Here is an 11,158-nt window from a genome sequence, read left to right as displayed (position 1 = left end):
AGCTTTCAATTCATAATTTTAGATTCAAGAATCAGAAGTTCGAAATCCGCGCTATCTTTTCCCTATTTGTACTTTCTTTAATGAATTGTCTAAAATGGCATTTTGGAAAGGAAATATTTTGAGGGTTTCAATCAGGATTTCCCGGCACGGATTGCAAATCCGCGCAAGCTTTCAATTCATAATTTTAGATTCAAGAATCAGAAGTTCGAAATCCGCGCTATCTTTTCCCTATTTGTACTTTCTCTAATGAAGTGTCTAAAAAGGCATTTTGAAGAGGAAATATTTTGAGCATTCCTAAACAGCATTCCCCGGCACGGATTATAAATCCGCGCCAGCTTTTCCCTCAATTCACACTCTCTAAAGGTGTCTAAAAAGGCATTTTTGAGAGGAAATATTCTGATATTTATAGTTAAATCCAGGTCCCGTAGGGACCAACTAAAGGTAAAAACGTTCTCCCAGGAATAAAACGTCCCGTAGGGACAAAATGTGGGTTTACTATATAATTTTAAAAAAAATCGGTAATAAAAATTCACCTCCAGGCATTATCTCATATACCGTCCCTACAGGACGTAAATTTCATAATGATATTTGAAGCTACCTATAGAGCGTCCCTACGGGACCTTTACTTCTACTCGTAATCCCGTAGGGACCAACTATAGGAAAAAAGGTTCTCCCACGAATAAAATGTCCCGTAGGGACGAAAAGTGGGTTATTCCAGAGCAGGAGAAATTTCTGAAAAATATTTGTCCTTCTTTCCTTCGTGAAAAATCTGATAATTGTCATATGCTCCACTACAGACCACAGTCTACAGTCTGAAAAAACACTCCCACAACCTAAGTTCTCTCCACCAGCCTCTCATCATCATTTTTATTAGTGATCATTGAGATCACCACATAACTGATAATGATTAAAGGAATCGCTGCAAACTGCAAGAAAATGAGCAGGACCACACAAAAGATCAGGAACAGGTAACGGACTTTATTTTCAGCAAAGCCCCAGCTACTGAATTTTAAGGCAAATAAAGGAACCTCGGCATTCAGCATAAAACAGCTGAACAAGGTCAGGGCACCAAGAAACCACGGATTTAAAATTATATCTACCAAAACGGGCTGTGGCTGAAAAATAAGGATCAGCGGCAGACTCAATATCAGTAAGGCATTTGCGGGTGTGGGTAGGCCAATAAAAGAATCGGTTTGCCGCTCATCAATATTGAACTTTGCCAATCTATAGCCAGACGCGAGGGTAACAAGCAACCCTAGCAGAGCGAGAGCCGGAAAATTCCATTCCATCAGGTCGTGCCCGGCTGTCCAGTCGGTAGATTGTGCCGCTGCTCCGGGCAGGGCCTGTCTAAACAGTTGAAACATTACAATCCCCGGCACCAATCCGCTGGTAACCATATCGGCAAGGGAATCGAGTTGTAATCCCAGTTCCGATTTCACATCGAGGAGCCTTGCAGCAAGTCCGTCAAAAAAATCAAAAAAGATACCCAGTGCCACAAAGATCGCAGCCATCACCAGGTCGCCCTGCACAGCAAATATGGCTGCAATACTACCGCTAAAAAGATTGACCAATGTAATGGCGTTGGGAATGTGTCTGGTTAGGCTCATAGGGTTTGTTTTCTGTAAAAATAGGAAAAAAAGAATGTAGCACTGCCAGAAACAGGAAACAAGATAAAAGAGGCTAAAATTTCATTTTAAAAATAGTACCGGTTGCAAATCTGCGCCAGCAGGGAATTAAAAAACCGGGAGTAAATCTTACTGTTTTCCTTATGTTAATTGATCATTGCTAATTCTTCATTGATTATAGGTAATTGCTTAAATTTGTTTCCACACTTCACTATGAAAAACTTCCTGTACGCCTTACTTTCCGGAATTTTACTGGCCCTGGCCTGGCCTACTTATGGTTTTCCCCTGCTGTTATTCTTTGCTTTCGTGCCTTTGCTTTACGCAGAACACAGCATCAGGATCAAGCAGACACATAACAGGAAATGGAAGATCTTTGGCCTTTCCTATCTCAGCTTTATTATCTGGAATTTAGTTACTACCTACTGGCTCTACTTTTCCACTCCTTTTGGAGGCATTTTTGCCATCACAGTGAACTCCCTACTCATGTCGCTGGTGTTCCTGCTGTTCCATATAGTGGCAAAAAGGGTAAATTTCAAGGCCTCTTCTTCTTTTCTTATAAGTATCTGGATATGTTTTGAGTACCTGCACCTCAACTGGGAATTTTCATGGCCGTGGCTCAATCTTGGTAATGCCTTTTCTGAATTTCCTCACTGGATACAGTGGTATGAATTCACAGGCACTTTTGGAGGAACACTGTGGGTGTGGCTCACAAATATTGCGCTTCTGAAGATGTTGCTGCTTTACAAAGAGCACAAAGCCAAAGAAATCCTTTATCGCGGACTGTTCAAAAACGGACTTCTTATTCTTCTCCCTATTTTGATCTCGTATGTGATCTTATGGAATTATGAAGAGAGTGAAGAAACTATTGAAGCTGTTGTTTTACAACCCAACATCAACCCTTATACAGAGAAATATTTTACTTCAGATGTCCGCATAGGGCAGTTACTTACCGATCTTGCTGAAGAGGCAGTCACTCCCGAAACAAAAATAGTCATAGCCCCTGAAACTGTTTTCGCCTACGGAACGGTTTTGAGCCGCTTTGAAGATTCTGAAGCCAATTTCTTCACAAGCCGGTTTATAAATGAGCATCCAAAAATGTCATTTTTGAGTGGTATTTCCATGTACGAGAGGTTCAATGATCCGGGAAGGGTACGGGAGCAAACCAACCAGTTAGGACCAAATGACTGGTATGACGATTATAATTCGGCATTTATGATCTCTGCGAATGATTCAGTTCATTTTTATCACAAATCGAAACTTGTGGTAGGCGTAGAGAATTTCCCGTATCAGGAGGTTTTAAGGCCTCTCCTCGGAAATGTTATGATTGACTTGGGCGGTACAGTTGCTATGAAAACCACGCAGGAAAAAAGGGCAACTTTTGAAATTCCTACTTCTGAAGAAGTGGGGCCAATAATTTGCTATGAGTCAGTTTATGGAGATTTTGTGACCGGCTACGTTAGAGAAGGGGCCGACTTTTTAGCTATTATCACTAATGATGCATGGTGGGGCAATACCCAGGGACACAAACAACACCTTAGTTATGCCCGGTTGCGAGCTATTGAAAACAGGAGAGCCATTGCCAGAAGTGCCAACACAGGAATTTCAGCTTTTATCAACGAAAAAGGCGAAATCACTTCAACTTTAGGGTATGAAGAACAGGGAGCTCTTCGCGGGGAAGTAACTCTCAATGGCCGACTCACCTTTTACAGCCGCTTTGGAGACTACATTGCCAGAGTCTCCCTGTTCCTTGCATTATTTATTTTTCTGTTTGCAGTTATACCCTGGAAGAGATCACGCAAATAAACACCTGCAGTAGAATTAATACTTCCGGCATGAAGAAATCTGATTATAAACAAATTAATTCTCTCCGGGTAAATCTTCTTCAGAGGTAACGAGAGCTTTCTTCCTGGTCTTTTTAATCTTCCACTGTAGGAGAACAAGCATTGCAAACAGGCTTCCTGTAAAAATCAGGAGCAACATAAAGATTTCATGGGAGATGGAGGATATTCCGCCGCCGTAGAAAGCCACCTTCCGGAATCCATTCAAAAAATGAGTAACGGGAATAATTTCAGCAAAAGCAGTTATTGCAGGGGGCATAGCCAATGAAGGCCAGGTAAAGCCGCTTAAAATAAATGCAGGTGTAGAGATCACCATAAGAAGTTCTGTAGCCTTCAACTGGTTAGGAAATACCATTGAGAACAACATTCCAATTCCCATTGAAGCCAGTGTCAATAAGGTGGTTAAGATTAGCATGGGGATACTAAAGATCTCCGCCTCTATCCTGAAGTAAGGCAGAAACCGGCTTACCACAGCCCACATAAAAGGAATCAGGATCAGGAAAGGAACAGCCTTTAGAACAATATGATAAAATGCCCATTTATGCCTGCCGGCAAGTTCACGAAAATATCCATCTTCAAAATCTCTTGCAAAAACAAGGGCTAAAGCTAAAAATATTACTTGCTGCATAATGGCCGCCAACAGTCCCGGGAGCATAAAAGTGAGATAATTCCCGGTAGCATTGTACATCTTATTAAAGTTGATGCTGAAGCTCTCATAGGCTTCAAGCGCCAGAGCGGGTGGCATACCCTGTTTTTTCAAACCCTCAATCTCTATACCTGCATTCATGGTCATTAGAACCGCCTGAATATTCTTACTTGCGGTATTGGCATTAAGGATATTCACCATATTGAGATCTACCCTAACTTCAGGATGCCTTTTTTGCAGGATTGCAGCTTCAAAGCCTTTTGGGATATTCACTACAGCAATATATTCATTTAAAGGCATTTCACTTTGAATCTTTCCGGGGGTATATCTTACATCGCTCACCTTTATGGCCTCATTATCTTCAAAAGCATCTATGAGCCTATCACTAACCGGGGAATGATCTTCATCTACTATGATAATGGGAAGGTTGATCACCTTAGCCTGGCTGTAAACATAACCGAGTAAAAACCCGTACAGCACAGGAGCTCCAAAAAAGATGGCAAGCAGCACTTTGTTTGAAAATATGCGCCGGAATTCTATTTTTAGCAATCTCTTAAAATCCTTCATTTTAGTGTTTTAATATGATGGTGCTGTTCATAAAATAGTTTGCGGCCGCAGTACTTTCAGGAACCAGTTTTAATTCATATACCGGTTCCGAAAGTTGATACATTGGTGCTGTACTGGAAATATCTGAGTAGTGTGCAAGCTGTTTCACCGCAACAAGGCGTGAAGATATTTCTTCTTTGGTGTATGGGTTGACTACCGTTAAAACGTCTCCCACTTTAAAGTCGTAGACCTGGGATTCGGGGATACTAAACCTGAAGTACATACTGTTTTTTTCGTACCCGTTGAATAATGGATAGCCGGGAGTAAGTAATTCTCCTTCACTTAAACTCACAGTTTCAATGGTCATATCTTTGGGTGCAATGAGGTATTGCTCCATAGATGCACTCATCACCTCTTCTTTTGATCCCAATGCCCTGTCTAACTGTCCCTGTGCCTGGTTGATTTGTTCTGTGCGGGCACCTTTTTCTACTTCCTGCTGTTTTGCCTGCAGGGCATCTACCTGTGCCCGGGCCATTCCCAGCTTCATTTTCACTTCATCATATTGTTGCCGGCTTACCAGAGAATCCTGGTACATGGCCTCAATCCTTTTAAAAGATTCCTTTGCAAAATCAAATTGTGCCTTCCCTGCATTGAGCTGTCCTTTAATTTGCTCAAGCTGCTCTAAAGTCGCTCCATTAAACGCCATGTCCAGTTGACCACGGGCTGCTGTAACAGCACCTTCGGCTTGCTTTATCTTTGCATTCACTTCAGGAATATCAATGAATGCCAGGGTATCTCCTTTTTTTACTTCCTGGCCTTCTTCCACAGAAATTTCTATGATCCTGCCGGGAAGTTTACCGCTAACAGCAATGGTTTCAAATTTCACTTTCCCTCTAAGAGCCGGGATTTTCTCATCATTGTTACAGGAACCAAGGCTGATAACAGCGATAATGCTCACAATAATTCTACTATATAAGTTCATCGTTTCTTTTTTATTTTTTTAGTATTCCAACTGACCTTTGGCGTGACGGAGATCAATCATTGCCCTTCGCTCCTTAAAAATAGATTCCTGTAAGTGGAATCCTGCCTGTTCAAGGTCTCTGAGGGCATCAAGTACATCGCTAACCGATGCAAGATCATTGCGGTACTGCTTGTTCACCATTTCATAAGTTTCTGCGGCAAGGTCGATCTCCTTTTGTACAATTTGCGTATTCTGCCGGGCAGCTGCAAGGTTGAGTTCTGCTTTAGTAATAGAGAGAGCAATCATTTCTTCAGCCTCCTTCAGCTTTTCCCTGTATTTAAGAGCTTCAAATTTTGACTGCTTACTTTTAAGGTTAGCCTGGTTCCCGTCGAAAAGATTCCACTTCACCCCTACCCCTACGTACCATCGTGGATCTAGAAGAGAAAGGTCATCTTCCAATAACTCATAATGTCCTTTTAAAGCTAACTTGGGAATGAAATTATTTCTTTCCATTTTCGCTTTGCTAAGGCTGGCTTTTTCAGCTTCTTCCAGGGCTTTAACTTCATCCCGTTTTTCTACAGGTTCTTCTTTCACCACATTAAAGGGCACAAGTTGTGGAGTAAGCATTTCTAATTGTTCTGTATCCACCCCTGTAAGCTGCTGCAAGACCTCCAGAAGCAAAGTGCGGTTTTGTTCAAATTCCAGCTGTTTACCTATAAGCTGTTGTTTTGCGAGTTCGATCTTCTTGCGTTCTATAGGGGTGGCCAGACCATTCTCAATAGCTTTGTTAACATACAGGTTTTGTTGTGCAAGATATTCTTCGGAAGTCTTTAAAACTTTTTCTGAAGCGTTCACCAACGCCAGTTGATCATAGGTCTCAATGATTTTAAGAGCTATTTTATCCTGAAGGGCTGAGCCTGCAAAATGTATGGATGCTTCCTTGTGTTTACTTGCTTTAAGTGCGCCTGAAGCCTGAAAGCCACTAAATAAGACCCAGTCGACATCTACTGAAGATTTTAAAATGTTCTTCTGCTGAATGGCCGGAACCTCCTTTACCGGAAGTCCCTCAGGAAAACCAGCATTAAACGGTAGCCCCACGGCTTCTTTTATAAGCAACTTTTGAGTTCCCAGGAGCAAAGTTTCGGTATCGCTGTCAAATCTGAGGTCATCATCAAGTCTGGTGTAATTTCCATTGACAGTAATCTTGGGAAGAAATACCGATCTGGCAAGTTTTTGATCAATTACGGCCTGTTGGGCCTCTATCTCATTTTGATTAAGTTCATGGTTTTTGTTCAGGCCTTTTTCAATGAGTTCCATCAGCTGTGGTTCCAATTGTTGGGCACTACCTGGAGTGGGAAGTAACCCCATGAGGAATATAAAAAAGGCACTTACACCTATCCATTTTCTTTGCATTCTTAGTTCTTTAAATTAGGGTGCAAAGATCCGGTTGAATAGCGGTCTTTCTTTTGACTTAAATCAAAAAGCGGATAGCATAAGTAAAGGCTATAACTTTTTTTTCCTGATGCGGCTTAAGGTTTCCTGGGACATTCCAAGGTAAGAAGCAATAAGTCCCAGCGGCACACGGTAAGTAATATCGGGATATTCTGAAAGCATGAAGTCATACCTTTCCCGGGCGGACTGGAACTGTATGGCATTGATTTTATGAACTACTTTAGTAAGCATTTCAGTAGCCAAAAGCCGCCCCAGCCTTTCCATTTTATGGTACCTGTCAAAAAGGAGGTCCAACTGCTCTTTGGTGATAGACAGGATTACAGAATCTTCGAGAATTTCAAGATAATAGGTACTGGGGCTCTCCTGGAAAAAGCTCTCCAAACTTGACATGAACCTGCCTTCTCCAAAGAACAACTGCGTGATCTCTTTGCCGTCGCTATTGAGATAGTAATTTCTGGCTATTCCTTTTTCAACGAAATATAAATTTCGGCATATTTTGCCCTGTTCCACCAATATCTCATTCTTTGACACCTCTTTCCTCTCAAAATGAGACAGGATATCTTCAAGTTCCTCTTCAGAAAAATCGACCAGAGTATGTAGGAATTCAGCTAATTTCATAAACTATTGTGCGCTATTCAAATTCGCTCTCAATTCAATATTTTAAGAAGATCATTGTCCTCTGAAAAATATAACCGTACTGAGCGTTTTAGTAAGAATGGTAATATCGAGAAAGATATTACGGTGCTTGATATAATAAAGATCATACTGCAGCTTTTCCAGGCTATCGGCGTGGCTGTCGGCATAATCGGTCATCACCTGCGCCCAACCGGTGAGACCAGGTTTGATGAAATGGCGGGTATCGTAAAAGGGGATTAATTCAGATAATTCTTTTACAAAAACAGGACGTTCAGGCCGGGGACCGATCAGGCTCATTTCTCCCTTCAGAATATTGTAAAATTGTGGAAATTCATCCAGTCTTGAACGGCGAAGAAACTTTCCGAAGCGGGTGATACGCACATCATTCTTAGTGGCCCACACGGCCCCATCAGGTTCAGCATTATAGCGCATTGTACGAAACTTCAGTATTTTGAACGTTTCACCACTCCTGCCAATCCTTTCCTGCTGGTAAAACAATGAGCCTTTATTTGCTATCATATTTCCGAAGTAAATAAAAGGCAACAAAAGGGCGCCTATAATAATCCCAATGATAGAAACAAGGATATCAAAAAGCCTGTGAAAAAACAGGTAAAATTTGTTATCGTTACTGCGGCTTAGAGGAAAGAACTGGTAAAAATTACGTTCAATATGCTGCACCGGAATGCGGTGAGTTTTATCTTCATACACCTCATTAAAATCTTTCACCGGAAAGCCATTTTTGAGAAGAATAAGAACCTGACTATAAAAACCTTCAGCCGTAGAATTGACATCAGAAATGAGGATCTCATCGATATTCTGCTCCCGTACAACTTCTGAGAGGTTTGTTCCTGAAAAATCTTCTAAGCCCAATTTTTCAGAATTAATCACATCACCACCACCGGGATTCACCAGGCCCACAATATTGTAATTGGGATCGGATCGCTGCAGGTGCAGGGCTACGAGTTCAACTTCCAATGGTTCCCCAATAATTAAAACCCTTCGATAAAACCTGGGCGTAGAAATAAGTGCAATGTAGGAGAACCGCCACAGCAGTAGGGTAAAACAAATTGTAAGAAAAAAATATAGAATTTGTAAGCGGTTGTCGGGTAGTACGGGTGTAAAAACGGGGGTCATCAAATAGAACAATACTACGGCCCAGGTCGCTAAAACCACATTTTTGAGTACTCTATAGTAGCTACTTGCCTTTTGCAGATCATAGAGTTCAAAAATGCCGCAGAACAGGTTTAAATAGATTGCCAGCACTATAGCCCAATGCCAGGAACTCTGCTCAATATTGAAGTATTCTACCCGAAAAAGAATTCCTACAACGTATAATGCCAAAAGCACCCAGAGAATATCGAAGATACGCAGAAAGATTTTGCGCTCGGAGATCTCGAAATGCATTTTGTTTTTATGTGGCATGCAGGGATTTTTACGGTGTAAATATAAGGAAGAGTTCGGCTTACAAGGGATTTCCCCGGCACCTTTTTGCAGGAACTTTATCTTTGTAAAAATTCAAAACAGGGTTCTAAAAATGACATTTTTGGAGTGTTAGCAAGGCTTCTTCGGAAGAAATATAGAAAGAAAAACCGGCACGGATTGCAAATCTGCGCCAACTGGATTTAAGATTGAGGATTTAAAATTCAAATTTCTTTGAAAATCTTCAAGCCCATATTGGTAACCCAAAAGCAGGTATTGAAAACGCATTGTTCGAAAAACTTCCTGGAATAGTAACAAGGGTAATTTGGCACGGATTGTAAATCTACGCTATCGGAGAGCTTAACCTGACTGTAGTTCTGCCAAAATCCCGCAGATCAAAGGATACTAATTTAGGCTGGGAGATAATAACTGACAATTGATATGTCCTGGTTCTTGGCTTCAAACTTAACTCATAACACTATAACTCATAACTTTTGCCTTTTGCAATCTTACCTGGCTAACACTTCTTTCCACAAAACCTTAACCCTCTCCCAGTCAAAAACCTCTACTTTCTTCCTCGCAGCGCGGGTTCTTTCCAGAGAATGTTCTGGTCGCTTAAGCATATTTTTTATGGCCTCTGCCATCAGTTCGGGATCATTTGGAGGAACCAGCATCCCATCTATATCGGCAGTTATGAGATATGGGAGTCCGCCCGCGTTTGTGGAAACTACAGGCAGCCCCAGGGCCATAGCTTCAATTACACTCACAGGGGTATTATCTATGTTGGTAGTGTTTAAAAAAATATCGTATGCTTTAGATAATGCAATCCATTCTTCTTTGGGTAACCTTCCCATGAAACGAACCGGCAGGCTGTGCAGCCTGGAGTAGCGAATACAATTCTGCCAGGAATCATCTTTTACCGGACCTACCATACAAAGTTCGGCATCAGGATAATCAGGCAACAGCAGCTCCAGAACCTTTACTGCCTGCAGCGGGTTATAAATCTCAGCAAATGCTCTTACCCACAGTAACCTGGGACGAAGTTGATTTCTTTCTTTAAAAGGATAATTTTCGAGGTGGATACTGTTGGGAATATATTGAACATTAAAAAACCCTTTTTGCTGAAAAACAGTGTTTAGGTACAGTGACGGAGCCACATTTAAAAATGCCTTCTCAAATACCTTTTTTGACACCTTAGGAGAATTTTCGAGTCGGGTGGGAAGTTCACCTCCGTGGAGGATGGGAATGTATTTAAGATGCAACTTTTGGCAGAGGCTGGCAACTGCATAAGCATACCAGAAATTTTGCGTGCTGTAGGTATCTATGAGGACGAAGCGGGTAGTTCTTTTGTTCCTGTACACTAACAGAAGCATTTCTATCAGGCGAAGGAGTTTGTTCTTTTTAGCCGAAGCTGTTTTTACATCAAAACCTTCTTCTCTTAATAAAGGGGTCAGCGTGTCTATTGAGGTGGGAGTGCCGCCCCGGGTTGATAGTTGGTTACCTATGTAGATTAGAGTTATCTGTTCTCGGTTATCAGTTGTCGGTTCTCGGTTATCAATTTCCATGACGTTACTAATCAGCTTTTCCAATTTTTTTCCACATACTGGATGAAAGAAAATATCTTACCTCCTAATAGATCATATTTACTGCGTAATTCTTTTATTTCTGAGATTTCATAAAGTTCATCGATCATTTCTAACTGGGACAGACATTCCAGAAGAGAGGCGTGACTGTAGGTAAGGAATCTAATAAAATCCTGTTTATAAGTTCTTCTACCATATCCCTCTACAATATTATCCTTCACACTCTTCGAAGATCTCCTCACTTGACTCCCCTGTTCGTACAGTTCGAACTTTGGCAATTTCAGCGAAACTTTATGTACTTCAATAGCATAGGCAAAAGCCAAATTGTAAATGTCGAGATCCTTGTAGCTTTTCATGTCTTTCGGTTGTCGGTTATCGGTTATCGGTTGTCAGTTTTAGAAAACCTTGAATTAAAGTTAAGAAAACTGAGCGAAGCGAAGTTTTTCAACTGA

9 protein-coding genes are annotated in these 11,158 nt (G+C 41.3%); 1 reads left to right on the top strand and 8 read right to left on the bottom strand.

Annotated elements, in window-relative coordinates:
• Positions 1-833 precede the first annotated feature (833 nt).
• Positions 834-1,607: a CDP-alcohol phosphatidyltransferase family protein gene (locus OQ279_RS05050; RefSeq protein ID WP_266068748.1), complete on the bottom strand. Its 774-nt coding sequence runs from the start codon at positions 1,605-1,607 to the stop codon at positions 834-836.
• 231 nt (positions 1,608-1,838) lie between these two features.
• Between OQ279_RS05050 and lnt the strand changes: the two genes are divergently transcribed.
• Positions 1,839-3,428, top strand: a complete 1,590-nt coding sequence (lnt, locus tag OQ279_RS05045) for an apolipoprotein N-acyltransferase (RefSeq protein ID WP_266068747.1) — start codon at positions 1,839-1,841, stop codon at positions 3,426-3,428.
• Positions 3,429-3,482: 54 nt separating this feature from the next.
• On the opposite strand, the gene OQ279_RS05040 is transcribed toward lnt, so the two are convergent.
• From OQ279_RS05040 to OQ279_RS05010, 7 genes are all read right to left on the bottom strand, one after another.
• Entirely contained in the window at positions 3,483-4,676 is a 1,194-nt protein-coding gene (locus OQ279_RS05040; RefSeq protein ID WP_266068746.1) for an ABC transporter permease, read from the bottom strand.
• A 1-nt stretch (position 4,677) separates the two neighbouring features.
• The gene (locus OQ279_RS05035) at positions 4,678-5,637 is read right to left on the bottom strand and encodes an HlyD family secretion protein (RefSeq protein WP_266068745.1); all 960 of its coding nucleotides are present in this window, start codon (positions 5,635-5,637) and stop codon (positions 4,678-4,680) included.
• A gap of 18 nt (positions 5,638-5,655) precedes the next feature.
• Positions 5,656-7,029, bottom strand: a complete 1,374-nt coding sequence (locus OQ279_RS05030; RefSeq protein WP_266068744.1) for a TolC family protein — start codon at positions 7,027-7,029, stop codon at positions 5,656-5,658.
• 90 nt (positions 7,030-7,119) lie between these two features.
• Positions 7,120-7,686 carry a Crp/Fnr family transcriptional regulator gene (locus OQ279_RS05025; RefSeq protein WP_266068743.1) on the bottom strand — a complete coding sequence of 189 codons (567 nt, stop codon included), beginning with the start codon at positions 7,684-7,686 and terminating at the stop codon, positions 7,120-7,122.
• 51 nt (positions 7,687-7,737) lie between these two features.
• Entirely contained in the window at positions 7,738-9,126 is a 1,389-nt protein-coding gene (locus OQ279_RS05020; protein ID WP_266068741.1) for an exopolysaccharide biosynthesis polyprenyl glycosylphosphotransferase, read from the bottom strand.
• Between the two features lie 506 nt (positions 9,127-9,632).
• Entirely contained in the window at positions 9,633-10,712 is a 1,080-nt protein-coding gene (locus OQ279_RS05015; RefSeq protein WP_266068740.1) for a glycosyltransferase family 4 protein, read from the bottom strand.
• The gene (locus OQ279_RS05010) at positions 10,700-11,062 is read right to left on the bottom strand and encodes a four helix bundle protein (RefSeq protein ID WP_266068739.1); all 363 of its coding nucleotides are present in this window, start codon (positions 11,060-11,062) and stop codon (positions 10,700-10,702) included. Before OQ279_RS05010 ends, OQ279_RS05015 begins: the two co-directional genes overlap by 13 nt.
• Positions 11,063-11,158 lie beyond the last annotated feature (96 nt).

It is taken from the genome of Salinimicrobium profundisediminis, assembly GCF_026241755.1.
Classification (GTDB): Bacteria; Bacteroidota; Bacteroidia; order Flavobacteriales; family Flavobacteriaceae; genus Salinimicrobium; species Salinimicrobium profundisediminis.
Note: the sequence above shows the minus strand (reverse complement) of the source record. Positions and strands in the feature narration are given on the sequence as shown.

Bases quoted from the DNA above. Each gene is read 5' to 3' on its own strand.
- lnt (WP_266068747.1), top strand. From the start codon at position 1,839: ATGAAAAACTTCCTGTACGCCTTACTTTCCGGAATTTTACTGGCCCTG.
- OQ279_RS05035 (WP_266068745.1), bottom strand. From the start codon at position 5,637: ATGAACTTATATAGTAGAATTATTGTGAGCATTATCGCTGTTATCAGC.
- OQ279_RS05020 (WP_266068741.1), bottom strand. From the start codon at position 9,126: ATGCCACATAAAAACAAAATGCATTTCGAGATCTCCGAGCGCAAAATC.
- OQ279_RS05025 (WP_266068743.1), bottom strand. From the start codon at position 7,686: ATGAAATTAGCTGAATTCCTACATACTCTGGTCGATTTTTCTGAAGAG.
- OQ279_RS05030 (WP_266068744.1), bottom strand. From the start codon at position 7,029: ATGCAAAGAAAATGGATAGGTGTAAGTGCCTTTTTTATATTCCTCATG.
- OQ279_RS05010 (WP_266068739.1), bottom strand. From the start codon at position 11,062: ATGAAAAGCTACAAGGATCTCGACATTTACAATTTGGCTTTTGCCTAT.
- OQ279_RS05040 (WP_266068746.1), bottom strand. From the start codon at position 4,676: ATGAAGGATTTTAAGAGATTGCTAAAAATAGAATTCCGGCGCATATTT.
- OQ279_RS05050 (WP_266068748.1), bottom strand. From the start codon at position 1,607: ATGAGCCTAACCAGACACATTCCCAACGCCATTACATTGGTCAATCTT.